Consider the following 25,545-nt stretch of genomic DNA (forward strand, 5'->3'; position numbering starts at 1 on the left):
GTTCGTGGTGGGGAAGGTGCCGGCGTGATCCGGGTGCTGCTGGCGGACGACCAGATGCTCGTGCGGGCGTCGTTCGCGATGCTCGTCGACTCGGCGCCCGACATGGAGGTCGTCGGTCAGGCCGCCAACGGCAAGGAGGCGGTGGAGCTGGCCCGCTCCGCCCGGGCGGACCTGGTGGTGATGGACATACGGATGCCCGAGCTCGACGGGATCGGCGCCACGCGTCTCATCGCCGCCGACGAGGACCTGGCCGGGGTGAAGGTCCTCGTCCTCACCACCTACGACACCGACGAACACATCGTCGAGGCCCTGCGGGCCGGCGCCTCGGGCTTCGTCGTCAAGGACATCCGCCCGGCCGAACTCCTCGCCGCGATCCGCACCGTCGCGGCAGGGGAGGCCCTTCTCTCCCCAGGGCCGACCTCCCGGCTGATCGCCCGCGCCCTCGCCATCCCCGACGCGCCCACGGCAGGCGGCCCGGAAGGCCTGTCGGACCGGGAGCGCCAGGTCCTGGCGCTCGTGGCCCGCGGCCTCAACAACACGGAGATCGCCGAGGCCCTCGGCCTCTCACCCCTGACGGCCAAGACCCACGTCAGCCGCATCATGGGCAAGCTCGCGGTCCGCGACCGCGCCCAACTGGTCATCGTCGCCTACGAGTCGGGCCTGGTGACCCCGGGCGCGGCACCCGGGCAGGCGCCCGGCTAGACGAACAGTTGCCAATTTTCGCAATTGACGGATTCGATTTATAGTCGGCTGGTGAACGAGAACCTGCCTCCCTGCCCCCAGTGCTCCGGCGCCTACACCTACGAGATGGGCGCGCTGCTCGTCTGCCCCGAATGCGGCCACGAGTGGTCCCCGGCGGCCGGGACGGCCGACGGTGACGGGGGCGGCGGCGAGAAGGTGATCAAGGACTCGGTGGGCAACGTGCTCGCGGACGGCGACACGGTGACCGTCGTCAAGACGCTCAAGGTCAAGGGCAGCCCCGCCGGCATCAAGGCCGGCACCAAGGTCCGCAACATCCGGCTCGTGGACGGCGTCGACGGCCACGACATCGACTGCAAGGTCGACGGCTTCGGACCCATGCAGCTCAAGTCCAGCGTGGTCAAGAAGGCCTGACGGTGAGCCGGCCGCTCTACCAACTGAAGGCGGAGTTCTTCAAGACGCTCGGGCACCCCGTCCGCATCCGCGTCCTGGAGCTGCTGAGCGAGCGCGAGCACGCCGTCTCGGAGATGCTCGCCGAGGTCGGCGTCGAGGCCGCCCACCTCTCCCAGCAGCTCGCCGTGCTCCGCAGGGCGAACCTGGTCGTCGCGCGACGGGAGGGCTCCGGCGTCCACTACTCGCTGACCTCCCCCCAGGTCGCCGAGCTGCTCGCCGTGGCGAGGTCGATCCTCTCGGGCGTCCTCGCCGGTCAGGCGGAACTGCTCGCCGACCTCCGCGCCACCACGCCGGGGGCGGCGCCGGAGCCGCCGAGCCCCTGACGGTCACCGGGTTCGCCCCGGCACCGCGACATCCGGCTCTACCGGTACACCGAGCATTCGCCGGACGGCGCCCGCACCGTCCGGTCCGTGCTCGCACCGCGCCCGGTCCGTGCGCCGGGTGCGCCCCGGTGTGCCCTCGCGTCACCTGTTCGGGGACTGGGCGCGACGGGACTGAACTGGCTACATGGGGCTGGCGTTCCGTGTGCGGGACGCTGTTCGTGTTCTCCCGAGGCGTCGCGTGAGGTGATCTGGGATGGCGACCGACCGGTACGGCCACGTCCTGCACGAGGGGACGGAAGAAGGGGCGGCGCACCTGGACCGGGCGGTGGAGGCGCTGCTGTTCTTCCGGCCGGAGGTGGCCGGCGCCGTCGGCGACCTGCTCGCGGCCGACCCCGCCTCGCCCGTGGGGCAGGCCTTCGCGGCCTACCTGGGCGTGCTCGGCACCGAGCCCGCCGACGCCGTGGGAGCGCGCGACCGGTTCGCCGAGTACGCCAAGGACCTGGACCGTGCGGCGCTCCCGCCGCGCGAGCGCCTCCACACGGCCGCCGCCGAGAGCCTCCTCGCCGGTGACCTGAAGCGGGCGAGCGGCATCCTGGAGCGGCTCACCCTGACGTACCCCAGGGACGCGCTCGCCCTCTTCGTGGGGCACCAGCTCGACTTCCTCACCGGTGACGCCGTCCGCCTGCGCGACCGCGTCGGCGGCGCGCTGTCCGCCTGGGAAGCGGACGACCCCCACCGGGGGCCGCTGCTCGGCATGTACGCCTTCGGTCTTGAGGAGTCGGGTCATTACGACCGCGCCGAGGAGGTCGGCAGGGCCGCCGTGGAACGCAACCCGCGTGACGTGTGGGCCGTCCACGCCGTCGTCCACACCCACGAAATGCGCGGCCGGTACACCGACGGCATCGCCTACCTGGACGCGCGGACCCCCGACTGGTCGGACGGCAACTTCCTCGCCGTCCACAACTGGTGGCACTACGCCCTCTTCGCCCTGGAGGCGGGCGACACCGACACCGCGCTGCGCGTCTACGACACGACCCTCCACCACGAGGCGTCCGCCGGCCTCGCCATGGAACTCCTCGACGCGGCCGCCCTGTTGTGGCGGATCCAGCTGAACGGCGCCGACCAGGCCGCACGCTGGGAGGCGCTCGCCGACGCGTGGGCCGACCGGGCCGACCCGCCGTTCTACGCCTTCAACGACGTGCACGCCGTCATGTCCTACGTCGGAGCCGGCCGCCCGGCCGAGGCCGAGCGGCTCATCGCCGACCGGCGGCGATGGCTGGAGCGGGCGGACGCCGGCACGCTGACCAACGACGCCATGACCGCGGAGATCGGCCTCCCCGTCTGCCGGGCCCTGGTCGCGCACGCGCACGGCGACCACGGGGCCGCCGTGGACCTCCTGTGGCCGCTGCGCCGCCGCCTCCACGAGTTCGGCGGCAGCCACGCCCAGCGCGACGCCGTCCAGCGAACCCTGCTCGAATCCTCCCTGCGGGCCGGCCGGCACGACCAGGCCCGCGCCCTGATCAGCGAACGGACCGGACTGCGCCCGGACAGCCCGTACAACCGGCTCAGCCAGGCCCGCCTGGCCACGGCGGTCGGTGCGGGGCGGCCGGGCGGCAGCTGAGACCCGCCCGCGAGCAGGCACCGGGACGCTTCTATCTCCCATCCGCGTTGTTTCTAGACTGGGCGTGTGGAGGACATCGACGCGATCGCGGTGCTGCAGGATCCGGTACGCCGCCGCCTGTACGAGTACGTGGCGGCCCAAGGCCGGGAGGTCGGGCGCAACGAGGCCGCCGAGGCGGCCGGGGTGGCGCGGACGCTCGCCGCGCACCATCTGGAGAAGCTGACCGAGGCCGGTCTCCTGGAGAGCGGCAGCCGGCGGCTGACCGGCCGCTCGGGACCGGGCGCCGGGCGCCCCGCCAAGGTGTACACGCGGGCGCCGGGGGAGCGGTCGGTGTCGCTGCCCGCCCGTGACTACCGGACGGCCGCCGAACTCCTCGCCGAGGCCGCGGAGGAAGCGGGCCTCGACGCCGGTCTCTTCGCGGCCGCACGCCGCCGGGGCGAGGCGCTCCGGGGAGCGGCGCCGGCCTGCGCCGACCTGGACGAGGTCGTGGAGCTGCTGGCCGGGCGCGGCTACGAGCCGCGCGTCGAGGAGAACGAGAGCGCGGCCGGTCCGGTGGTCCGGATGCGCAACTGCCCCTTCCACACCGTCGCCGAACGCTTCCCGCCCCTCGTCTGTGGCATGAACCTCGCGCTGCTCGAAGGCCTGATCGGCGGGGAGGGGCCGCTCCGTGCGCGCATGGACGCCCGGCCGGGGGAGTGCTGTGTGGTGGTCGAGCCTTCTAAAAGCAACGATGATTGACATAGAAAAGCGCGGCGTGCTGGGATGAGGCCATGACCGCATCCGAGCACGCCGCCCACCTCGCCCAGCTGAACGTCGCCACACTCCGCTACCCGCTCGACGACCCCCGCGTGGCGCCCTTCGTCGAGATGCTCGACCCGGTCAACGCCGCCGCCGACAGTGCCCCCGGCTTCGTCTGGCGGCTCGTGGAGGACGGCGCCGCCGACGCGACCGCGCTCCGCCCCGCCGGCGAGAACGTGATCGTCAACCTGTCGGTGTGGGAGACGCAGGAGGCGCTGTGGGACTTCGCCTACCGCAGCGGGCACCTGGAGGTGATGCGGCGCCGCCGCGACTGGTTCGCCCGGCACGTCGAGGCGCACCTGGTGCTGTGGTGGGTCCCGGCCGGCCACCTCCCCACCGTCGACGAGGCCCTGGAACGGCTCGCGGAACTGCGGGCCGACGGACCATCCCCGCGCGCCTTCACCTTCGCCTCCTCCTACGGCCCGGCCGAGGCGGCGCCGCGGAGCGTGTAGGCCCGGCGGCCCTCAGGCTCCGATGTGGGCCGGGACCCTCAGCTCGGCGCCCGTGGCGGCGAGGACCTGGTCGAGGGTGACGCCCGGGGCGAGTTCGGCGAGGACGAAGCCGTCCTCGGTGACGTCGACGACGGCGAGGTCGGTGATGACCCGGTCGACGACGGACCGGCCGGTGAGCGGCAGGGCGCAGACGTCCACGAGCTTGGGGGTGCCGTCCTTCGCGGTGTGCTCCATGAGGACGATGACCCGGCCGGCGCCGTGGACGAGGTCCATCGCCCCGCCCATGCCCTTGACCATCTTGCCGGGGATCATCCAGTTGGCGAGGTCGCCCGAGGACGAGACCTGCATGGCCCCGAGGACGGCGGCGTCGATGTGGCCGCCGCGGATCATGCCGAAGGACAGGGCGGAGTCGAAGAACGAGGCGCCGGGCAGGGTGGTGACGGTCTCCTTGCCGGCGTTCACGAGGTCGGCGTCGAGTTCGTCCTCGGTGGGGTACGGGCCGACGCCCAGGATGCCGTTCTCGGACTGGAGGACCACCTCGATGCCGGCCGGCAGGTGGTTCGGGATCAGCGTCGGGAGGCCGATGCCGAGGTTGACGTAACTGCCGTCGGTGAGTTCACGGGCGGCGCGGGCCGCCATCTCGTCGCGGGTCAGGGCCATCTCAGGCACCGCCTTCCGGTCGAACGGTCCGGCGCTCGATGCGCCGCTCGGCCGCGGGGTCGCCGGGGGACACCCGGACCACGCGCTGGACGAAGATGCCGGGCAGATGGACCTCGTCGGGGTCGAGTTCGCCCGGCTCGACGAGGTGGTCGACCTCGGCGATGGTGATCCGGCCGGCCATGGCGGCGAGCGGGTTGAAGTTGCGGGCCGACGAGCGGAAGACGAGGTTGCCGTGCCGGTCGCCGATGGTCGCGCGGACCAGGGCGAAGTCGGTGGTGATGCCGTGTTCGAGCAGATACGGACGTCCGCCGAACTCCCTGGTCTCCTTGGCCGGTGAGGCGACGGCCACCGCGCCGCCCCCGGGGGCGTAACGCCAGGGCAGTCCGCCCTCGCCGACCTGGGTCCCGGTGCCCGCCGGGGTGTAGAAGGCGGGGATGCCGGTGCCGCCGGCCCGCAGGCGCTCGGCCAGGGTTCCCTGCGGTACGAGTTCCACTTCGAGCTCGCCGTTCAGGTACTGGCGGGCGAACTCCTTGTTCTCGCCCACGTACGAGCTCGTCATGCGGGAGATCCGGCCGGCGGCGAGCAGCAGCCCGAGGCCCCAGTCGTCGACGCCGCAGTTGTTGGAGACGATGTCGAGGCCGTTCACCTCGCGCTGCCACAGGGCGTCGATGAGCGTGCCGGGTATGCCGCAAAGCCCGAAGCCGCCCACCGCGAGGGAGGCGCCGTCGGGGATGTCGGCCACCGCCTCCGCCGCGCTCGCGACCGTCTTGTCCAGACCCATGAGGTCCCTTTCCCTTCGGGCAGCCGGTCGACCGCGCAGGTCAGAGCCGGTGCCGGTCCAACCGACTGGCTGCGAGCCTAGGCAGCGGGCAGAAGGGGCGACCATGTCTGTCATCCACATATCAACCCCGGTGGAGGTGGTGGTGACCACCTCCACCGGGGTCATCGGTGGACGGGCGTGATCAGGCCGAACAGCCGCTGTCCGCGAGGACGTAGTAGCCCGGCGCGGTCTGCTTGAGGGTGTGGGTGGTGAACGTGTTCCACAGCCCCATCGGCTGCTGCGAGCCGGTGGCGTAGGTGTATCCGCCGCTCTGGTAGGCCCGGCCCGCGACCGTGTGGTCGTAGTTGCTCGCCGTGTGGCACGTGGGCGTGTACCCGGTGGTGGTCGCGGTCACGGGCGACGAGGCCGCGCCCGCCGCCCCGGCCGCGTCGACGGCCGTCACCGTGTAGCCGTACGCCGTGCCGGTGGCCAGCCCGGTGTCCGTGTACGTCGTCGAGGTCGTCGTGCCCACCTTCGTACCGCCGCGGCGGATCTCGTACGAGGCCGCGCCGGGCACCGCGCTCCAGCCGAGGGACGCGGTGGTGTCGGTGGTGCCGGTGACCTTCAGGCCGGTGGGCGCGGGCAGCGAGCCGGGGCCGGGCTCCTGGCCGCCGCCGTCGAGGCCCCAGAAGCGGGCGGTGTGATAGCTGGAGCAGAGGGTGTCGAGGTAGTAGGTGCCGGTGGTGCCGCACTGGTCGGCGCCGCTGCCGGGGTCGACGGCGAGGCCGTGGGCCATGCCGGGGAGCGAGTAGACCTGGACGGCGGGCTTGCCGGTGGCGTCGTCGTAGACGCTGAGCGTGGTGCCGCCGCTCAGGCTCTCGGTGCGGGAGGGTGTCTGGCCGATGCCCCAGACGTCGGTCCACTGGTCGCGGAGCTCGGTGGCGTTGGCGGGCCGCACGGTGGTGTCGCCGGTGCCCTGCCAGATCGCCACCCGCGGCCAGGAGGCGGTGCCCGCGGGGGCGGCCGAGCGCACCAGGGCGCCCCACTGGGCGGGGGTCTTGTCCGGCGGGCTGTACATGCAGGTGTAGGCGGTGGACACGCTGTTCGCGCAGGAGGCGGGCAGCCCGGAGTCGACGGCGCCGCCCGCGAAGACGTCGGGGTAGGCGGCGAGCATGTTCGCCGTCATGCCGCCGCCGGCCGAAAGGCCGGTGATGTAGACGCGCCGCGCGTCGCCGCCGTAGCGCGCGAGGGCGCTGTCGACCATCTGCTTGATCGACAGGGCCTCGCCCTGCCCGCGCGCGATGTCGCCGGGCTCGAACCAGTTGAAGCAGGAGTTGCTGTTGTTCGCGCTGCTCGTCTGCGGGAAGACCAGCGCGAAGCCGTACGCGTCGGCGAACTTCGGCCAGCCGGAGTGGGCGTAGTAGTCGCTCGCGCTCTGCGTGCAGCCGTGCAGGGCGACCACGAGCGGGGCGCCGGCGGGCAGCGCGTCCGGCGCGTACGCGTACATGGACAGGTTGCCGGGGTTGGTACCGAAGCCCGTGACCTGGGTCAGGCCGGCGGCGGAGGCCTGCGGGCCGGCGGCGACGAGCCCCGCCGTGAGGGCCAGGGCGCCGGCGGCGGCGCCGGCCCAGCGGCGGACGGACCCGGCGAGACGGCGAGCCCGCCTGGCGCGGAAGGAAACGTGCGGCTCTGTCATGACCACTGCCTTCTGATGGGGGGAGAGCGCGTCCGGAGGTGACGAGGGGCGGAGCCCGGACGGCGCGGTGTGGCGTGAATCATCAAGGCGCGCCCATGCCCCCTGACATGGGCCGGACAGCCAGGCTTGCCGGAATCCCTGTGTGAGAGCCATCTATGGCCCGGCCGAGGACCCCGTGGCTATGGAGAGACTGCACGGGCAAGCCTTCTCCCAGCCAATCCCAACCTATGGCGACTGCCCCCACTGATCGAGGGCCTTTTATGGTGGCCACTCACATGGGACGGGGTCGAGGTGCTCCCTAATGTTTCCGGCCATGACGAACACATTTCCCGCCCCGGCGCCCCTGCCGCCGCCCACCGCCGCGGTCGACCTGAGCGGGCGCACGGCTCTGGTGACCGGCGGCGGAAGCGGCATCGGCCGGGCCTGTGTGCTCGCCCTGGCCAGGGCGGGGGCCCGCGTGTACGTGGTCGACCGCGACGCCGCCGCGGCCAAGGCCGTCGCCGAGATCGCCGGCGCGGAAGCGCTGGTCGCCGACCTCGCCGACCGGGGGGCCGTGGACCTCCTCCCGGCCGACGTCGACATCCTCGTCAACAACGCCGGCCTCCAGCACGTGGCCCCGCTCACCGAGTTCCCCCCGGAGCGCTTCGAGCTCATCCAGAAGGTCATGGTCACCGCGCCCTTCCTGCTGATGCGCCGCGTCCTGCCCCACATGTACGCCCGCGGCTGGGGCCGTGTCGTGAACGTCTCCAGCGTCCACGGACTCCGCGCCAGCGCCTACAAGTCCGCCTACGTCGCCGCCAAGCACGCCCTCGAAGGCCTCAGCAAGGTCGCCGCCATCGAAGGCGCCCCGCACGGCGTGACCAGCAACTGCGTCAACCCCGGCTACGTCCGCACCCCGCTCGTCGAAGGCCAGGTGCGCGACCAGGCCGCCGCCCACGGCATCAGTGAAGGCGACGTCCTCACCGACGTCCTCCTCGCCCGCTCCCCCGTCAAGCGCCTCCTCGAAGCCGAGGAGGTCGCCGCCGCCGTCCTGTGGCTCTGCGGACCGCACTCCGGCTACCTCACGGGCGTCTCCCTGCCCCTGGACGGCGGCTGGACCGCGGGCTGACCGGCCGCTCCCCCGTCACGCACCACCCCCGCACCACCCGCACCACCTCGTCCCGTCCCCCTTGCGAAAACCCGGTGAACCCATGTCTGACACCACCACGCCGAGAGGCGGCATCGGCCGCATCGTCGGTGCGAGCCTGATCGGCACGACCATCGAGTGGTACGACTTCTTCCTCTACGGCTCGGCCGCCGCCCTGGTGTTCAACACGCTGTTCTTCCCCACCGCCGACCCGCTCGTCGGCACGCTGATCGCGTTCATCACGTACGCGATCGGGTTCGCCGCCCGCCCCCTCGGCGGCATCGTCTTCGGCCACTTCGGTGACAAGATCGGCCGCAAGAAGCTCCTGGTCATCAGCCTGCTCATGATGGGCGGCGCGACCTTCGCCATGGGGCTGCTCCCCACCTACGACACCATCGGCGTCGGCGCGCCGATCCTGCTGACCGTGCTGCGCCTCGTCCAGGGCTTCGCGCTCGGCGGCGAGTGGGGCGGGGCCGTGCTCATCGTCTCGGAGCACGGCGGCGACAAGCACCGCGGATTCTGGGCGTCCTGGCCCCAGGCCGGCGCCCCCGGCGGCAACCTCCTCGCCACCGGCGTCCTCGCCCTGCTCGCCGCGGTCCAGTCGGAGGAGGCCTTCCAGTCCTGGGGCTGGCGCGTCCCCTTCCTGCTCTCCGGCGTCCTCGTCGCCATCGGTCTCTGGATCCGCGTCTCCGTCTCCGAGTCCCCGGTGTTCCTCGCCGCCCAGGCCAAGGCCGAAGCCGAGGCCGTCCCGGGCGTCAAGGAGAAGGCCCCCGTCGTCGAGGTCTTCCGCCGCAGCTGGCGCGAAGTCCTCTCGGCCATCGGCACCCGCTTCGGCGAGAACATCTCGTACTACGTCCTGACGTCCTTCCTCCTCGTGTACGTCACCGTCCACCTCGGCCTCGCCAAGAGCACCGCGCTCAACGCCGTCCTCATCGGCTCCGCCGTCCACTTCGTCACCATCCCGCTCTGGGGCGCCCTCTCCGACCGCGTCGGCCGCCGCCCCGTCACCCTCATCGGCTCCGTCGGCATGGCGCTCTGGGCCTTCGCCTTCTTCGGCCTCGTCGACTCCAAGTCCTTCACCGTCATCACCCTCGCCGTCACCGCCGGCCTCCTCCTGCACGGCGCCATGTACGGCCCCCAAGCCGCCTTCATCTCCGAGATGTTCGACACGAAGGTCCGCTACTCGGGCGCCTCCATGGGCTCCCAGCTCGCCTCGATCGTCGCCGGCGCCCTCGCCCCGATCATCGCCATCGAACTCCTCAAGGAGTACGGCTCCTCCACGCCCGTCAGCCTCTACCTGTGCGCCGCCGCCGTCATCACCACGATCACGGTGGCCGTCACCCGGGAGACCCGGGGCCGCGACCTCGCTCGCAACCGCGAGGAGCGCGCCGAGGACGCCGCGGCGGCCCCGGCCCGCGCGGAGGAGCGGGTCGGCTAGCCGAAACCCGCCCGGCCCGGCACGGCTGGGCCCTTGAACCGCCCGGTCCGTCGCCATCGTGGGGGTGCGCGACGGACCGGGTCCCGCATGGCACCGCACCCCACCCCGTACACGGCCCGTCGAGGAGGCCCCATGGCACCGGCACCCGGTGAGACCCCGCCGCGGCCGGCCGCGACGGCCGCCCGCAACCTCCTCGATCTGCTCGCCGCGGGCGCGCCCGCCGAGCGGCTGGCCGGGCAGCCGGCGCGTTCGCGGGCCGACGGGGCCGGTGGGGCGGAGGCGGTGTGGATCGAGGAGACGACCGAGGTCGCGCTGACCGTGCGGCGGGTGCTCGATCAGTACCGGCGCCGGGAGGCGGAGCTGGTCGCGCTGTTCGACACGGCGGGGGACCTGGCAGGGCTGAGGGACCTCGACGCGGTGCTGAGGGCCATCGTCCGGCGGGCGAGGACGCTGCTCGGGACCGACATCGCGTATCTGACGCTGAACGACCCGGTGGCGCGGGACACGTTCATGCGGGTGACCGACGGATCGGTGTCGGCGGCGTTCCAGCAGCTGCGGCTCGGGATGGGGGAGGGGCTCGGCGGGCTCGTCGCGCAGACGGCCCGGCCCTACGCGAGTACCGACTACCGCACCGACCGGCGTTTCCGGCACACCGGCGCGATCGACGACGGGGTGGCCGAGGAGGGGCTCGGGGGGATCCTCGGGGTTCCGTTGAGGGTGGGGCAGGAGATCATCGGGGTGCTGTTCGCGGCGGACCGGGGGCCGCGCGAGTTCACGCCCGAGGCGATCGCGCTGCTCGGCTCGCTGGCCGATCACGCGGCCGTGGCGATCGACGGCGCACGGCTCATGGAGGAGACCCGGTCCACCCTCAGCCGCCTCGAGGCGGCGAACGCGACCGCTCACGCGCACAGCGAGGCCCTGCACCGGGCCTCGGACGCGCACGACCGGCTGACCAAGCTGGTGCTGCGCGGGGCGGGGATCGATGACGTGGCCGCCGAGATCGGGGCGCTGCTCGGGGGCGGGGTGGCCGTGCACGACACCGACGGCAGCGAGCTGGCGAGGGCCGGTACCGGGCCCGTCGCGCCCTCGGCCGCGAGCCTGGCGGCCTCGCAGACCGACGGCCGCGCCGTGCACGCGGATTGCGTGTGGACCTGTGCCGTCCTGGCCGGGACCGAGGCCCTGGGCAGCATCGTGCTGACCGGCCGGGACGATCTGTCGGAGGCCGACCGGAGGCTGTTCGAGCGCGCGGCGCTGGTGACGGCGCTGCTCCTGCTGATGCGACGGTCGGTGGCCGAGACCGAGGACCGGGTGCGGGGGGAGCTGCTCGACGATCTGCTGGTGGACCCGGCGGGGTCGGCGCGGTGGGACGGCGTGAGCCTGACGCTGCGGGCCCGGCGGCTGGGCGTCGACCTCGCCCGGCCGCACTCCGTCGCCGTGCTGGACTGCGAGCCGGCCCTGCGGTCCCGGCTCTCGGACGAGACCGCCCGGAAGGCCCGCGGGCTCGGCGGTCTCGCGGGGACGCGGCACGGCCGTGTCGTGCTGCTCGCGCCGGGCGACCGCCCGGGGGCCCTCGCCCGTACGCTCGCCGCCGAACTCGCCCGTACGCTCGGCACCCCCGTCACCGTGGGCGCCGCCGGGCCCGGACACGGGCCCGAGGACCTCGCGGGGCTGCACGGCGAGGCCGTGCGCTGTCTGACGGCCCTGCACTCCCTCGACCGCACCGGAGAGGGCGCCGACATCGCCGAGCTGGGTTTCATCGGGGTCCTGCTGGGCGAGCGGTCGGACGTCGGCTCGTACGTGGAGCGGGTCCTCGGACCTGTCCTGGCGTACGACGCGGAGCGTGGCACCGAACTGGTGCGGACCCTGCGCGCGTACTACGACCACGGCGGCAGCCTCTCGCGCGCCAAGGACTCCCTGCACGTCCACGTCAACACCGTCGTGCAGCGGCTCGACCGCGTCGCCCAGCTCCTCGGTCCCGACTGGAACACGCCCGCGAGGGCCCTGGAGACCCACATGGCCCTCCGGCTCCACCAACTGTCGCGGGGTGCCGGAGGGGGCTGATCCCTGACGAGCGGGTGTCCCGGCCCCGGGAAGGCCCCACGAGGAGCGGCGCATTCGGTCATCGAACGGTCATTCGCCGGTCGGAGGGTGGGCTACGCTGCGGCCGCGACAGCGGACCGGAGCGAGGGGCGGCACCGATGCGGGAGAGCGTGGAGGAGCGGCACCGCCGGATTCTGCGGGTCGTGCGGGAGCGCGAGAGCGTACGGGTGAGCGAACTCGCCGTGGCGATCGGGGTGTCCGTGGAGACGGCGCGGCGGGACGTGGCCGCGCTGGCCGACGTGGGGCGGGTGCGGCGGTCGCACGGCGGCGTCAGCTGGCCGACCGCGCCGCTGGGGGCCCGGGACGCCCGGCTGGCCCGGCGGAGTGTGCCGGCGACGCCCAGCGGGCTGGTGCTCGGGATGGTCGTGCCCGTGTCCGACTACTACTTCCGGGCGGTCATCCAGGGCGCCCGGCAGGCCGCGGCCGACCTGGGGGCGCGGCTCCTGGTGGGCATCACCGACTACGCGGCCGACCGCGACCTCCAGCACGTCGCCACCCTGCTCGGCGCCGGTGTGGACGGCCTGTTGCTCGCGCCCAGCTGGACCGTCGGAGGGCCCACCGAGGAGGAGGCGGCCCGGTTCGCGGAGCCCGCCGTGCCCGCCGTGCTCGTCGAGCGCCGGATCCCCCTCGGGATGCCCGGCGCCCACCTCGACCGGGTGGTGTCGGACCACGCGGGCGGGGCGGCGCTCGCCGTACGGCACCTGGCGGCGCTGGGGCACCGGCGGGTGGCGCTGCTCGCCCGGCACACCCATACGCGGCCCGCCGTGCGGGCCGGCTACCACTCCGCGGTCAGGGCCCTCGGCCTGCCCGACGACGACCTGTCGCGGACGGCGAACGGGCCGTGGGGCCACCCGGACGACATCGACAGGGAGCGCCTCCTCGCGCTCATCGGGGCGGGTGAGGTGACCGCCGGGCTCGTCCACACCGACATCGACGCGATGAACCTGCTCCAGTGGCTGACGGCCCACGGGGTGCGCGTGCCCGGGGACTTCGCGCTCGTCTGCCACAACGACGAGATGGCCGCGCTCGCGGACGTGCCCCTGACCTCGGTCAGCCCGGCGACCTTCGCCGTCGGCGAGGCCGCGGTCCGCCTCCTGGTGCGCCGCCTCGAAGACCCCGGAGCGGCGCACTCCGCCTCGGAGTGGCTGCCGAGGCTGGTGGTACGGGAGTCCTGCGGCGGCGCGACGTCACCCGGCTGATTCCGCCGCTTCGGGGAGGCGGCGGCCCCGGGCCGGCCTCAGACGGGCTTGCGCCACACGGAGATGTGCTTCGTGGAGTCCTGGGTGAACGGCGTGCCCTCCCAGTCCGCGACCCGCCGTTCCGGTTCGAGTCCGGCGATCCGGGCCATCAGGTCGAGCTCGGCCGGCCAGGCGTAGCGGTGGCGGGAGTTCTCGCGGCGGTAGTGGCCGTCCTCGCCGTCGCGGGTGAAGTGGTGCGAGACGAGGATCTGTTCGACCAGGTCGAAGGTGTCGAAGCCGAGGTGCCCCTCGGAGACGTCGAACGGCACCGCGAGCTGCCCGGGCGGCAGGAAGCGGAGCGGCGGCACGCCCAGCTCGATGACGAAGCGGCCGCCGGGGGCCAGATGCCGTGCGGCGTTGCGGAAGCACTCCACCTGCTCGTCCTGGGTGAGCAGGTTCGTGATCGTGTTGTAGACGAGGTAGACCAGCGTGAACTCACCGGGCACGACGGTGGTGGCCATGTCCCCGATGACCACCGGGAGGGTGTCCTCGTCGACCTTGCGCCGCAGTACCGCCGCCATGTGCTCGGACAGTTCGATGCCCACGACCGGCACGCCGCGTTCCCGGAGCGGGACTCCGACGCGTCCGGTCCCGATGGCGAACTCCAGGGCCCGGCCTTCTCCGGCGAGCTCGGCGAGGAAGGCGAGGGTCGGCTTGAGGACGGCGGGCGAGGACGCCTCGGCCTCCTCCGCGTCGTAACGGTCGGCGGTGGCGCGGGTCCAGAGTTCACTGCTCGTCATGGAGGGGCACTCTGCCGGGTGCCCGGGGGTGCTGTCGAAGCATTTACGGCCTCCGGGGCGGGGTGCTTGCCTGCCCTGGCACTGACCGAAAACTGCCCGATTCACGGTCGTCCCTTGACGGGGAGAAAGCGCTTGCGGAGGCTGCCGTTCAGGCATCGCCCCCGACCCCTCCGCAAAGGCTGGTTCCCCATGGGCTCTTCCCTGCGTCGCCGCACCTTCCTCCAGGCGAGCGGAGGTACCGTGCTGACCATCGGACTCGCCGGTGTCGCCGCCGGCCCGGCCCACGCGGGGGAGGGGGACGTGCAGGAGTTCGCCGCGCTGCGGGCCACCTGGCGCGACCTCGTCCTCGGGACCGGGTTCAGCCCCACCGCCGAGCCGTTCAGGACGCTGCTCGCCGAACTCGGCAGGACCGCGCGGGCCCACCTGACCGCGATGGCGCCCACCGACGGCTCGCTGTGGCCGGACGCCGTGTGGCAGGACCCCGAGCCGGACACGGACGCGGAGTCGTACGGCTTCTCCGCGATGATGAACGAGAGCTACAACCGGCTCGCCACCCTCGCGCAGGCGTGGGCGCAGCCCGGCACCGGTCTCACCGGCGACCCGGCGGCACTCCAGGCCGTGCTCACCGGCCTCGACCACCTCCACGCGCGGGTCTACAACGACACCACGACCCGCTACGGCAACTGGTGGAACTGGCAGATCGGCGGCGCGCAGGCGCTGATGGACACCTGCGTGCTGGTCCACGAGCACCTGACGGCGGAGCGGATCGACGCGTACTGCCGGGCCGTCGACCACTTCGTGCCCGACTCCGTCTTCGACGCGTACACCGGCACCTCCACCGGGGCCAACCGCGTCGACCTCTGCCGCAGCGTCATCCTGCGCTCGATCGTCGGGGAGAACCCCGACCGGCTCGCGCGGGCCGTCGCCGCCCTCAACCCCGTCTTCCCCTACGTGACCTCGGGCGACGGCTTCTATGCCGACGGGTCCTTCATCCAGCACCGCAACGTCCCCTACATCGGCGGTTACGGCTCCGTCCTCCACGACGGCCTCGGACGGCTCATGGCCCTGCTGCGCGGGTCCCAGTGGCCGGTGAACTCGCCGGACGCGCAGCTCTTCCTGGACACCGTCGACAACGCCATCGCCCCGTTCGTCCACAACGGGCTGATCATGGACAACGTCTCCTCACGCGGCATCAGCAGGGCCGGGACCTCCGACCACACCCGGGCGCACGCGCTGCTCGCCACCATCGTGCTGCTCGGCCAGGGGGCGAGCGAGGCGGAGAACGCCCGCTGGCGTGCCATGGTCAAGGGCTGGATGCGGCGCGACACCTTCGCCCCGCCGCTGAAGAACCCGAAGCTCAGCCTGGTGCGCGCCGCGCTGCTGCAGTCCCTCGCCGACGACACCTCGGTCACGCCCGCGCCCGAACCGGTGGCGCACCGGCTGTTCCACCACATGGACCGGGCCACCCACCGCCGCCGCGACTGGTGCGCCTCGGTCTCGATGGCCTCGAAGCGGATCGCCCACTACGAGTTCGGCAACGGCGAGCACGCCCGCGGCTATCACACCGGCGCCGGCTGGCTCTCGTGGTGGGGCGACGACCACGGCCTCGATCAGTACGCGGACGCGTACTGGCCGACCGTCGACCCGTACCGCCTGCCCGGCATCACGGCCTCGCGCAAGCCGCTCGCGGACGGGGAGGGCGGCAACTGGGGTCAGCCCATGCCGAACGCCGCCTGGGTCGGCGGCACCACCGACGGCGAGTTCGGCGCCACCGGGCAGCACCTGATCGGCCTCTCCTCCACGATGAACGCCAGGAAGTCGTGGTTCTGGCTGGACGATTCCGTCGTGTGCCTGGGCGCGGGCATCACCTCCACCGACGGGTACGCCGTGGAGACCACCGTCGACAACCGCGCCCTCGGCACGGCGGGCGTACCGGCGCTCACCGTCGACGGGCGGCTCCAGCCCGACGCGCAGGGCACGGAGCGGACCTTCGAGGACGCCCGCTGGGCGCACCTGGCGGGTCACGCCGGCTATGTCTTCCCCGAGGGCATGAAGCTCACCGCCGTACGCGAGGAACGCACCGGATCCTGGCGTGACATCAACGCCGGCGGCCCCACCGCCCCGCTCACCCGCCGCTACCTGACCCTGTTCACCGACCACGGCACCGACCCGGCCGGCGGCGACTACGCCTACGTGCTGCTGCCCGGCGCCAGTGCCGCCACCACGGCTCAGCGGGCCGCCGACAAGGGCCGGCTGCGCGTCCTCGCCAACACCGCCGCCCAGCAGGGCGTACGCGTACCCCGGCTCGGCCTCACCGCGGTCAACTTCTGGGCCCCCGGCACCGTCGGCTCGGTCTCCGCCACCGCGCCCGCGTCCGTCCTGGTGCGCGAGCACCGCGACGGCACCGCCACCGTCGTCGTCTCCGACCCCGCCCGGCAGGCGGCCTCGCTCCAGGTCACCTGGTCCAAGCGGGTCTCGGCCATCCGCTCCAAGCCCCCCACCGTGACCAGCGCCACCGCGGGCCCCGCGCTGACCCTCACCTTCGGCGACCTCACCGGCCTCGGCGGCGCCCCGCAGAAGATCCGGGTCCGCCTCGGCTGACGCTTCCCGGCGCGCGGGATCAGGCGGGCGTGAACAGGGTCACGTCCGCCTCGTCGAGCACGAAGCCGTTGTCGAGGCGGACCCGGACCGTCACGCGCAGCCGCTGTTCCTCGTAGGCGAGCCAGTCGGCGCGCAGGGCCGCCACCTGCTCTTCGAGCTGCTGCCTGCTGCCCGGGGGCATCTGCGCGCCGAAGTCGTCGAGGAGCGACTTGAGCCGGAGGTACTCGCGGACCTCGTGGGTCTCCACCCTGTCGTGCTCGACGACCCGGTCGACGGTGCCCTCGGTGCCGGCGGCCAGGGACAGGGAGCCCGCGACGGTCTCCGCCGCGTCAGGGGAGGCGTCGGCCCGGGTGAGCGAGCCGGCGAACCTGACGTCTGCGACGAGCTTCACACGTCGGCCGTCGTGGAGTTCCATGGATCCTTCAGGGAGGGAGAGGGGACACGTGCGAGCGCCTGCGGCGAGGGCGGCCGTGGCGGCCAACCGGCGGGCGGGCGCGGCGCGTTGGGGGTGAGCCGGAAGGGTGGCGCCGTGCGGCGCGCGGGCTCGTGGACGGCGGTCACTCTATCAATGACGGTGTTTCGGACAGGCGGGCGCCGCACGAACGATCGGTCCTGAGTGAAACCTTCCGGGGGCTTGTACCGTCCTCTCACCTGGGAGACGGACGAGCGCACGGGGAGTGGGCATTTCATGGGGCAGCAGAGCGCGTACAGGACTCACATAGCCGTGGTGGCCTCGGCGGTCGGGATCAGTCTCGCGGTGTGGGGCGCCGCCGCGCTCACGGATTCCGAGGCCGCCGCGGAGGCGGGGGCCGCAGGCCGTACGCCGTCGGCCCGGACGGAGGCGCCGCCGGCCCGGATTCCCGCCCAGCGCGTGCCCGAGAGCATCGCCCACGCCGCGGAGGCGGGCGGAACGGCCGTGAACATCACCATCGACGACGGGCCCGACCCGCGCTGGACGCCCCAGGTGCTCGACCTCCTCAAGCAGAACGACGTCAAGGCCGTGTTCTGCATGATCGGGCCGCAGGCGAAGCAGCACCCCGACCTCGTCAAGAGGGTCGTCGCCGACGGCCACAAGCTGTGCGACCACACCATGACCCACGACACCTCGATGGACAAGAAGTCCGTGGCGTACCAGAAGCAGCAGATCCTGGACGCCAAGAAGATGATCGAGGACGCGGCCGGGGGAGCGAAGGTCGAGTACTACCGGGCGCCGGGCGGCGCGTTCACCCCGGACAGCCGGAAGATCGCGGCGGCGGCGGGGATGCGCCCGCTCGGCTGGAACGTCGACACGAAGGACTTCGAGCTCCCGGGCACCGCCTCGATCGTCAACACGGTCAAGAACCAGCTGTCCAACGGGCCGACGATCCTCTTCCACGACGGAGGCGGCGACCGCGGCCAGACCGTGGAGGCCCTGAAGCAGGTGCTGCCCTGGCTCAAGGAGCAGGGCCACGCCTTCAGCTTCCCGGTCCGCACGACTCCCTGACGGCCTGACGGCCTGAGTCTCTGACGGCCTGAAGGCCTGTCGGCCTGTCGGCCGAACCTCGGCTCCCGCCGACCCCTCGCGTGTTACTCGCGGGTACGCAATGATGGACGGGCGACCATCCATACGGCCGGGGGCTGAGGCAGCTGTGACGACTTTCGAGGAACGGACCGCGGTGCACGCGTTCCGAGACGACGCCCTGGGGGAGCACGACGCCGTGGGCCTCGCGGCGGCGATCAGGCGCGGCGAGGTCAGCGCCGCCGAAGCCGCCAGGGACGCCGCCGGGCGTGTGCGGGAGGTCGAGGCACGCCTGCACGCCGTCCAGGCGTACGTCGACTCCCCGGCCCCCGCCGCCGGGGCGCGCGGCCCCTTCGCCGGAGTGCCCACCTTCGTCAAGGACAACACCGACTACCAGGGCCTGCCCACCGGCCACGGCAGCGCCGCCTTCACCCCGAGGGCCGCCCGGCGGCACGCCCCCTTCACCCGGCAGTTCCTGAGCAGCGGCGTCACGGTCCTCGGCAAGACCCGGCTGCCCGAGTTCGGCTTCAGCCCGAGCACCGAGTACGAGCACGGGGAGCCGGTCCGCAACCCGTGGAACACCGGCCATTCGGCCGGAGGTTCGTCCGGCGGCAGCGCGGCGCTCGTCGCCGCCGGAGCGGTGCCCATCGCCCACGCCAACGACGGCGGCGGCTCGATCCGCATCCCCGCCGCCTGCTGCGGCCTCGTCGGCCTCAAGCCGACCCGCGGCCGCGTCGTGCCGAACGCGCAGAGCCGCATGCTGCCCCTCGACATCGTCAACGACGGCATCGTGAGCCGCTCCGTACGCGACACCGCCGCCTTCCTCGCCGCCGCCGAGACCTACCGGCGCAATCCGAAACTGCCGCCCGTCGGCCTCGTGGAAGGCCCCTCGGGACGCCGGCTGCGCATCGGGTTCATGCTCGACTCGCCGAACGGAGTCCGGTCCGACAGCGCCACCCGGGCGGCCGTCACCGACACCGTGGCCACGCTCGAACGGCTCGGCCACACCGTCGAACCGGTGGCACCCGCCATCGACACCCGCTTCACCGACGACTTCCTCACCTACTGGGGACTGCTCTCCTTCCTCATAGGAACCACCGGCCGGACCCTCGGCCCCGACTTCGACCGGCACCGCATGGACGGCCTCAGCCGGGGACTCCACGAGACGTACGCGAGGAACTGGCGGGACACTCCGAGCGTGCTGCGCCGCCTGAAGCGGACCAAGGAGGCCTACGCGGCGGCCTTCCGCGGCCACGACCTGCTGCTCTCGCCCGTACTGGCCCACACGGCACCGCCGATCGGCCGCCTCAGCCCCACCCTCCCGTACCAGGAGCTCGTCGACCGCATCCTGAACTACGTCGCCTTCACCCCGGTCGACAACATCGTCGGCACCCCGTCGCTCTCGCTGCCCTCCACGCACGCGACCGAGGAGGGGCTGCCCGTGGGCGTCATGTTCTCCGGCCGCCCCGGAAGCGAGCGCACCCTCCTCGACGTCGCCTTCACCCTGGAGGCGGACCAGCCCTTCCGGCGCATTCAGGACGTCTGACGGACGGGCGCGTCCGCGTGGGGGCGCGCCGGCTTGGGGGCGCGCCCGGCTTGGGGGCGCCCCCAGGCCTCACGCCCCTTCCGGATCCGCTGCCTTCTCGGCGGGCGCCCTGCCGAGGCCGCGGATCGCCGGTATGGCGAGCATGACGCAGAGGCAGAGGACGCCCATGACGGAGGAGAAGAGCAGGACGCGGTCGGCGCCGAAGGACTCGGCCGCCGGTCCTGCGAGCACCCGGCCGAGCGGGATGACCATGATGGAGCCGGCGATGTCGTAGGCGGAGACGCGGCTGAGGACGGCCAGCGGAATGTGGGACTGGACACTGGTCGCCCACATCACGCCCCAGAAGGCGAAGCCGCAGCCCGCGATCACGCCGGTGAGCGCGGTGACGGTGAACGACCAGCCGAGCGCGGGCGCCAGCGGGTTGAGGGTGAAGAAGAACATCGCGCAGGCTCCCGCGACGAGCGGCCGGGCGGGCCGGACCCGCATGCCGAGCAGTCCCCCGACGATGGTGCCCGCGCCGTCCGCCGACGCGATCCAGCCGTAGCCGCCGGCCCCGTGCTGCTCGGTGAGCAGGGCGGCGGTGAGCGGCACCGACGGGCCGAAGACGAACAGCCCGTAGACGGCCCAGACGACGATGACGCCCCAGAGCCAGGAGCGGGACCGGAACTCGTGCCAGCCGGTGGCGAGCCGCCGCAGCAGCGAGTCGTCGCTCTCGTCGCCGTCCTCCGGCGCGGCGCTCAGATGCCGCAGCGAAAGGAGCCCCAGCGCGCTGATCGCGTAGGCCGCCGCGATGACCAGGAACGAGCCGGCCACGTCCCAGTAGGCCGCGAGGAGCCCGGCGAGACCGGGACCGAGGAGAGTGCAGATCGCCTCGGAGATCCGCAGCAGCGCGTTGGCCCGCTGGATGTCCTCGGCGACCTGCGGGACCAGCGCCGCCAGGCCCGGCTGGAACATGGCGGTGGCGGCGCCGCTCACGGCCATCAGCGCCATCACGTGCCAGAGCCGTACCTCACCGCCCGCGAGGAGCGCGGCGAGCGTGAGCATGGTCGCCATCCGCACCGCGTCGGCGCCGACCATCATCACCTGCGGGGTGAACTTGTCGGCCAGCGCGCCGCCGAAGAGGATCAGCAGCACGATCGGGGCCATCCACGCCGCCAGCGTGTACCCCACGCCCCCGGCGCCGTACCCGGCGGCGAGGACGGTCGTCGTGATCGACACCATCAGCATGCCGTCGGCGAGCAGCGACGTGCTGCGGGCGGTGAAGAAGCGCCGGAACCGGCCGGAACGCCAGGGGCTGGGAAGGGCGTCCGGCTTGGGCCGGACGGTCAGGTCATCCATCGTCATGTCACATCCGCCGGTCGCGGCCGGTCCCTTCCGTCGATATCCGTTGCCGCAGCCACTCGCTGCTCGCTCCGCCGTCCGCCGGCGCGTCCTCGACGATCACGTACCGGCGCGGGGCCAGTACTCCGGGACGGCCGGCCAGGGTGTCCATCAGCGCCGCGTGCGCCTCCGCCGGTGTCAGCGGGGCGCCGCCGGCGGCGACGAACGCCGTGAGGTGCGGCCGCCCGCCCCCGTCCTCGTGCGACGCGTCCTCGGCGACGTGTACGGGCATCCCGCCGAGGGCCCCGCTCAAGGCCTCCGCCACGGCGGGGCGGGAGACCCAGGACCCGTCCACGAGGCTCCACTCCGCGCCGCGCTCGACCGGGTCGACGCCCGTCACCTCGGCGAGCGCGGCGAGCGGCACGTCCTTGTCGGCGGCCGCCTCCAGGAGGCGTACCAGACCGGTGAGGAAACCCTCCGCCGCGTCGCGCGGGAACAGCGCGGGGTCCGCCCACAGCGAGAGCCGCAGGAGGGAGTCCGTGCGGTGTACGAAGGTGAGGAGACGGGTCGGCAGGACCTGCTCCGGCCCCCAGCTCAGCTCAAAGTCCGGCCAGGAGTCCGCCGCCGGGTCCGCCGGGTCGGACGGTGTGTCCCCGCCGCTCGCGGGGAGCGTGCTCACGTCGTTGTAGACGACGTCGCGGGCGAACGCGCTGCCGCGCTCGAAGGTGGTGCGCCCGATCATGTCCCACAGCGCCACCGCGTCGAACTGGCTGTGCCGGTACGCGTTGAGCGCCGCCCCCCACGCCTTGGCGAGGAGCGCGTCGAAGGTCGGGACCCGCAGGTCGAGGCAGAGCAGCGCGTCCTGCGACAGGGTGTTCACCGAGCGGGCGAGCCGCGGGTGATACCGGTTCGACGTCGGCACCGCCGTCACGCAGGCGCTCTGCCCGGCCCGGTGGGCGACCAGCGCGCACCAGGCGGTCAGCAGGACCGTGGCGGGCATGGCGCCCGTGCGCTCCGCCACCCCGGCCAGCGCCCGCGCACCCCGCCGCGACCTCAAGGTCAGACTCGGCGCCGGTACGTCCGTCCCCTCGGCCCCCGGCTCGGCGAACATCGCCTGCGGCCCGGTCCGGATGATCCGCTCCCAATGGGCGAGCGACGCACCGGACTTGCGGCGGCCGCCCGGCGTCGCCTCCTCGGCGGCCAGGTCGAGCGGCGTGGCGGCGGTGACGTCCGGCAGGGCCTCGCCCGCGAGCAGCGCCAGCCACTCCTCCCTGAGGACGGACAGGGCGCCCACATCGGTCACGGCATGGCTCGCCGCCAGCGCGAGGAACACCGGCGCACCGGCCTCGGCCACCAAGGTCACCCGCAGCGGGAAGTCCCGGTCGAGGTGGAAGCGGTCGGAGCGCGCCGCACGGGCCAACGCGTCGGCGTAGGCGGCCGGTTCGGACGGCAGCTCCTCGTGGTCGAGGATCGTGACGTCGAACTCTCCTTCGTCAGTCACCACTTGCTCTCCCGTCACGCCCCCGTCGGGTGCGGCGGGAAAGGTGGTGCGCAGCGCCTCGTGCCGTACGACCAGGGCGCGCAGCGCGTCGATCGCCGTGTCCGTACGTGTCCCGGCGGGCACCGGCCACACGTCGTGGATGTTGATCTGCACCGGCTCGTCGCGCAGGATGCAGCGGATCATGTTGGCCTGGCCCATGGTGACCGGGCCCCGGCGCGCCTCGCCGCCCCGGTAGGGGACGGTGACGGTACTCATGCGATGCCTTTCGCGGAGTGCGCGGAGCGGACGAGGGGATCCCAGGCGTCGATGAGGAGGGCGAACTCCTCCATGTCCCGCCGGGCCTCGTCGAGGAGCCGGTCGGCGCGGGCGGCGAGGACGTCGGCGGCCTCGGAGTACCGGCCGCCGAGCTTGCGGTAGGAGCGGTCGAGCACGTCGAGCCGTTCGGTGTTCCCGGCGCGGTCGATCCGGGTGCTGTCGCGGACGAACGCGGCGACGGCGGCGGCGCGGACGTGTCCGCCGTCGTCGAGCAGGGTGTCGCCGGCCGCCGTCATCCGGGCGTGCACGTCGTTGAAGTACGCCGTCGACAGGAGGAACTTCGCGAAGCGCAGCTGGTAGGCGCGGAAGCCCTGGTCCGAACGCCGCTCTTCGGTGTGGTAGTTGACGATGTGCCGGTTGTGCAGCACGCCGGGCAGCCGGGCGTCGTGGACCAGGTGGATGAGGAAGTAGTCGCTGCCGATCGTGTCCGTCGCCGGAGGGAGCGGGACGCGGCCGTAGACCTCGCGGGCGAAGCCGATGTTGCACATGTCGACCCGGGTGGGGCTGACGTTGGTCAGCGTCGTCCGGTCGGCGGTGAACGCGGCCGTGCCGGCGCCCCGGAAGGACTCCTCGATCAGGTTGGCGCGCCAGATCTCCGGATAGCCGTCGGGGATCGAGAGGCCGATGACGTCGTGGTAGACGGCGGGTTCGAGCCGCCGGATCTCCTCGACGTCCACGGACATCTCGCCGACGAACGAACCGCCGACCATCGCCACCGGCCGTTCCGCACAGGCGGGGTCGAGCCGGCTTCGGGTCACGAGCCCCGTCACGTCGGCCGCCCGCCGCCCGAGCGAGGCGAGCTCGTGGTGGAGCGGGAAGACCGGCTTCCCCTCCAGCTGCTGATAGCGGCTGTCGGAGTCCCTGCGGTGCACCGAGGCGCACCCCAGGGCCTCCGCGATGAGGAACGCGCGGTTGGTGCAGGCGCCGTAGGACACGGCGTCCGGCAGCATCACATCCAGCACCCGATCGGGGTGCTCGACCCCTGAGGTGCCGATCAACTCCGCGAGGAATGAGCGCTGTTCGGCTTCGTCGAGGTGGTGGACGACGACGCCCGGGGCCGGCGGGAGTGCCCGTACCGCCGCGCGGTGTGCGGCGAGTACCGGAGCTTCGGAGGAGTCCAGGATCAGGAGCCGTACCTCGACGTCGAAGTGGGCGGCGCCGTAGGCGGCCTCCTCGGCGACGGCGGCGATGGTGTCCGCGCAGGCGCGGTTGGTGGGGAGGGTCAGGCAGACGCGGCGCACGCCGGCTCTCCGCTCTGCGCGGAGGCGGTGGAGGAGGTGGAGGTGGAGGTGGCGGAGGCGGTGGCGGCGGCGGCCGCGGGGGGTGCGGTGGTCGGGGTGGTCCCGTCGGCGTCCTTCCAGGAGGTGAGTCCGAGGAGCCGGCTGCCCAGGTCGGTCAGTTCGGCGGTGGGGTAGCGCTTGGACTCGTGGAGGACCGGGTCGCCGACGAGGGTGCGGTTCCAGCGCGGGGTGCGCAGATGGCGCCAGGAGTCGACGCGGGACTTCCGCAGCCGCTCGTGCTCTTCGAGCGCCGGCATCATCGACAGGTACTGGACGGCCCGTACGCCGTCGGCCGAGACGTTGCGGGCCACGCCGTGGGCGAGCAGACCGTTCCAGATCAGCAGGTCGCCGGGGTGCAACTCGGGCCGTACGACGGGGAACTCGGAGCGGTCGACGTCCGGGCGGAGGGGGTCGCGGTCGGCCGGCTGACCGGGCCTCCACTCCTCGAAGCGCCGGAACAGCTCCGGGTCGCACTGGAAGCCGCCGGTCTCGGGGCGGGTGTCGTTGAGCGCGATGATGCCCTGCACGCGCTGGGGCGGGACGCCGAGCGTGGTGTCGATGTCCCAGTGCAGCTCGATGTCGAAGCCGCGGTCACGCTTGTCGATCAGGGCGCGGTCGCGGTTGCGGACATTGGGCGGGTTGAGGTTCAGCCGGTCGAGGGTCACCCACAGTTCCTCGCAGTCCCAGACGTCGACGAAGGCGTCGTACACGCGCTGGGCCTGCCGGCTGTCCCACAGGAGCTGGTGGTGGTACGCCTCCACGAAGCCGTACACGTGGAGCTGCTCGTCGAGTTCGGAGCGGAACGGCCGGTCCGCGTACCAGCTCTCCGGGTCCTCGGGGTCGAGCCCCTGGAACTCCCAGGTGAAGTCGAGGAGCGCGCGCGCCGCCTCCGCCGGGATGGCCTCCCGGACGACGACGTATCCGTACGTCTGCCAGTGCGCGAAGTCCTGCTCCGACAGGACGCGGAGGGGTCGTGACTTCTCCAGCTCCCGCAGCGTCGTCTGCGCCAGGTAGGACTCGCCGTCGGCGCTGAAGTACGGGCGGTCGGATGCCGCGCGGTGGAGGTAAGGGCGGCGCGGGCGGCGGTCTGCGGCGGGTGTCGTCATGGGGTCCCTCCGGTCCTTGGGCCATGTCGTCCAGAAGAATTGGTGTAGACCATATGTCCTGTCAAGTGGGGTGTGGACATGCGGAGTTGTGTCGCATTCGTACGGGATAAAGGGGTCGTGAGGGAGCGTCGGGCCGGTTCTCGATGGGCCAACTTTGGTCTAGACAAGTCGCGAACGCCTGTCCTAGGGTCCTTGTGCGCGGCCCGGAAAGTGACGGGCCGTCAGGCGGCTCTGCCGTGACGCGCGCTTCGGCCGCCCCGCCGGCTCCGGCGGC

Annotated in this window: 22 protein-coding genes; 13 read left to right on the forward strand and 9 right to left on the reverse strand. The window is 72.9% G+C overall.

From position 1 onward, the window contains the following. Window positions 1–24: 24 nt before the first annotated feature. The 6 genes from ACZ7G1_RS13225 (at window position 25) to ACZ7G1_RS13250 (ending at window position 4,346) form a co-directional block, all read left to right on the forward strand. Window positions 25–702: a response regulator gene (locus tag ACZ7G1_RS13225; RefSeq protein ID WP_470871425.1), complete on the forward strand. Its 678-nt coding sequence runs from the start codon at window positions 25–27 to the stop codon at window positions 700–702. 51 nt (window positions 703–753) lie between these two features. After that, on the forward strand, window positions 754–1,113 hold the full coding sequence (locus ACZ7G1_RS13230) for a zinc ribbon domain-containing protein YjdM (RefSeq protein ID WP_470871424.1): 360 nt from the start codon (window positions 754–756) through the stop codon (window positions 1,111–1,113). A gap of 2 nt (window positions 1,114–1,115) precedes the next feature. Then, entirely contained in the window at window positions 1,116–1,475 is a 360-nt protein-coding gene (locus ACZ7G1_RS13235) for an ArsR/SmtB family transcription factor (protein ID WP_470871422.1), read from the forward strand. 253 nt (window positions 1,476–1,728) lie between these two features. Then, window positions 1,729–3,096, forward strand: a complete 1,368-nt coding sequence (locus tag ACZ7G1_RS13240; RefSeq protein ID WP_470871420.1) for a tetratricopeptide repeat protein — start codon at window positions 1,729–1,731, stop codon at window positions 3,094–3,096. A 66-nt stretch (window positions 3,097–3,162) separates the two neighbouring features. Then, on the forward strand, window positions 3,163–3,834 hold the full coding sequence (locus ACZ7G1_RS13245; protein WP_470871418.1) for a helix-turn-helix transcriptional regulator: 672 nt from the start codon (window positions 3,163–3,165) through the stop codon (window positions 3,832–3,834). Window positions 3,835–3,866: 32 nt separating this feature from the next. Then, a complete protein-coding gene (locus ACZ7G1_RS13250; protein WP_470871417.1) occupies window positions 3,867–4,346 on the forward strand; it encodes a DUF3291 domain-containing protein in 480 nt (159 codons plus the stop codon). A 12-nt stretch (window positions 4,347–4,358) separates the two neighbouring features. Here ACZ7G1_RS13250 and ACZ7G1_RS13255 read toward each other — a convergent pair whose 3' ends face one another. The 3 genes from ACZ7G1_RS13255 to ACZ7G1_RS13265 form a co-directional block, all read right to left on the reverse strand. Further along, window positions 4,359–5,006, reverse strand: a complete 648-nt coding sequence (locus tag ACZ7G1_RS13255) for a CoA transferase subunit B (protein ID WP_470871415.1) — start codon at window positions 5,004–5,006, stop codon at window positions 4,359–4,361. 1 nt (window position 5,007) lies between these two features. Next, window positions 5,008–5,787, reverse strand: coding sequence for a CoA transferase subunit A (locus ACZ7G1_RS13260; protein WP_470871413.1), 780 nt, complete (start codon window positions 5,785–5,787; stop codon window positions 5,008–5,010). A gap of 181 nt (window positions 5,788–5,968) precedes the next feature. Then, a complete protein-coding gene (locus ACZ7G1_RS13265) occupies window positions 5,969–7,462 on the reverse strand; it encodes an extracellular catalytic domain type 1 short-chain-length polyhydroxyalkanoate depolymerase (RefSeq protein WP_470871411.1) in 1,494 nt (497 codons plus the stop codon). Between the two features lie 313 nt (window positions 7,463–7,775). Between ACZ7G1_RS13265 and ACZ7G1_RS13270 the strand changes: the two genes are divergently transcribed. The 4 genes from ACZ7G1_RS13270 to ACZ7G1_RS13285 all read left to right on the forward strand — a co-directional run bounded on the left by ACZ7G1_RS13270 (window position 7,776) and on the right by ACZ7G1_RS13285 (window position 13,325). Further along, window positions 7,776–8,570 (forward strand): 3-hydroxybutyrate dehydrogenase, encoded by a 795-nt coding sequence (locus ACZ7G1_RS13270; RefSeq protein WP_470871409.1) that lies wholly within the window; start codon window positions 7,776–7,778, stop codon window positions 8,568–8,570. Between the two features lie 82 nt (window positions 8,571–8,652). Next, window positions 8,653–10,026 (forward strand): MFS transporter, encoded by a 1,374-nt coding sequence (locus tag ACZ7G1_RS13275; protein WP_470871408.1) that lies wholly within the window; start codon window positions 8,653–8,655, stop codon window positions 10,024–10,026. Between the two features lie 132 nt (window positions 10,027–10,158). After that, complete coding sequence (locus ACZ7G1_RS13280) at window positions 10,159–12,087, forward strand: helix-turn-helix domain-containing protein (RefSeq protein WP_470871407.1); 1,929 nt, start codon at window positions 10,159–10,161, stop codon at window positions 12,085–12,087. Between the two features lie 137 nt (window positions 12,088–12,224). Next, window positions 12,225–13,325, forward strand: coding sequence for a LacI family DNA-binding transcriptional regulator (locus tag ACZ7G1_RS13285; RefSeq protein ID WP_470871406.1), 1,101 nt, complete (start codon window positions 12,225–12,227; stop codon window positions 13,323–13,325). A 38-nt stretch (window positions 13,326–13,363) separates the two neighbouring features. On the opposite strand, the gene ACZ7G1_RS13290 is transcribed toward ACZ7G1_RS13285, so the two are convergent. Next, entirely contained in the window at window positions 13,364–14,104 is a 741-nt protein-coding gene (locus tag ACZ7G1_RS13290) for a class I SAM-dependent DNA methyltransferase (RefSeq protein WP_470871405.1), read from the reverse strand. Between the two features lie 189 nt (window positions 14,105–14,293). Between ACZ7G1_RS13290 and ACZ7G1_RS13295 the strand changes: the two genes are divergently transcribed. Further along, window positions 14,294–16,705: a polysaccharide lyase 8 family protein gene (locus ACZ7G1_RS13295; RefSeq protein WP_470871404.1), complete on the forward strand. Its 2,412-nt coding sequence runs from the start codon at window positions 14,294–14,296 to the stop codon at window positions 16,703–16,705. Between the two features lie 19 nt (window positions 16,706–16,724). On the opposite strand, the gene ACZ7G1_RS13300 is transcribed toward ACZ7G1_RS13295, so the two are convergent. Continuing rightward, window positions 16,725–17,120: a hypothetical protein gene (locus tag ACZ7G1_RS13300; protein WP_470871403.1), complete on the reverse strand. Its 396-nt coding sequence runs from the start codon at window positions 17,118–17,120 to the stop codon at window positions 16,725–16,727. Window positions 17,121–17,393: 273 nt separating this feature from the next. On the opposite strand from ACZ7G1_RS13300, the gene ACZ7G1_RS13305 reads away from it, so the two are divergent. Together ACZ7G1_RS13305 and ACZ7G1_RS13310 are read left to right on the forward strand one after the other, a co-directional pair. Then, window positions 17,394–18,188 carry a polysaccharide deacetylase family protein gene (locus tag ACZ7G1_RS13305; RefSeq protein WP_470871402.1) on the forward strand — a complete coding sequence of 265 codons (795 nt, stop codon included), beginning with the start codon at window positions 17,394–17,396 and terminating at the stop codon, window positions 18,186–18,188. Window positions 18,189–18,333: 145 nt separating this feature from the next. Then, window positions 18,334–19,749, forward strand: coding sequence for an amidase (locus ACZ7G1_RS13310; RefSeq protein WP_470871401.1), 1,416 nt, complete (start codon window positions 18,334–18,336; stop codon window positions 19,747–19,749). Between the two features lie 69 nt (window positions 19,750–19,818). Here the strand turns inward: ACZ7G1_RS13310 and ACZ7G1_RS13315 are convergent, their stop codons facing one another. From ACZ7G1_RS13315 to ACZ7G1_RS13330, 4 genes are read right to left on the reverse strand one after another with little or no spacing between them, the layout of a single operon-like run. Next, window positions 19,819–21,093, reverse strand: a complete 1,275-nt coding sequence (locus tag ACZ7G1_RS13315) for an MFS transporter (protein WP_470871400.1) — start codon at window positions 21,091–21,093, stop codon at window positions 19,819–19,821. Window position 21,094: 1 nt separating this feature from the next. Next, the gene (locus ACZ7G1_RS13320) at window positions 21,095–22,825 is read right to left on the reverse strand and encodes a condensation domain-containing protein (RefSeq protein WP_470871399.1); all 1,731 of its coding nucleotides are present in this window, start codon (window positions 22,823–22,825) and stop codon (window positions 21,095–21,097) included. Next, window positions 22,822–24,126, reverse strand: coding sequence for a DUF6271 family protein (locus tag ACZ7G1_RS13325; RefSeq protein ID WP_470871398.1), 1,305 nt, complete (start codon window positions 24,124–24,126; stop codon window positions 22,822–22,824). Before ACZ7G1_RS13325 ends, ACZ7G1_RS13320 begins: the two co-directional genes overlap by 4 nt. After that, window positions 24,108–25,271, reverse strand: coding sequence for a phytanoyl-CoA dioxygenase family protein (locus ACZ7G1_RS13330; protein WP_470871396.1), 1,164 nt, complete (start codon window positions 25,269–25,271; stop codon window positions 24,108–24,110). Before ACZ7G1_RS13330 ends, ACZ7G1_RS13325 begins: the two co-directional genes overlap by 19 nt. Window positions 25,272–25,545: the final 274 nt, after the last annotated feature.

The organism is Streptomyces sp. NPDC037273 (assembly GCF_055603625.1).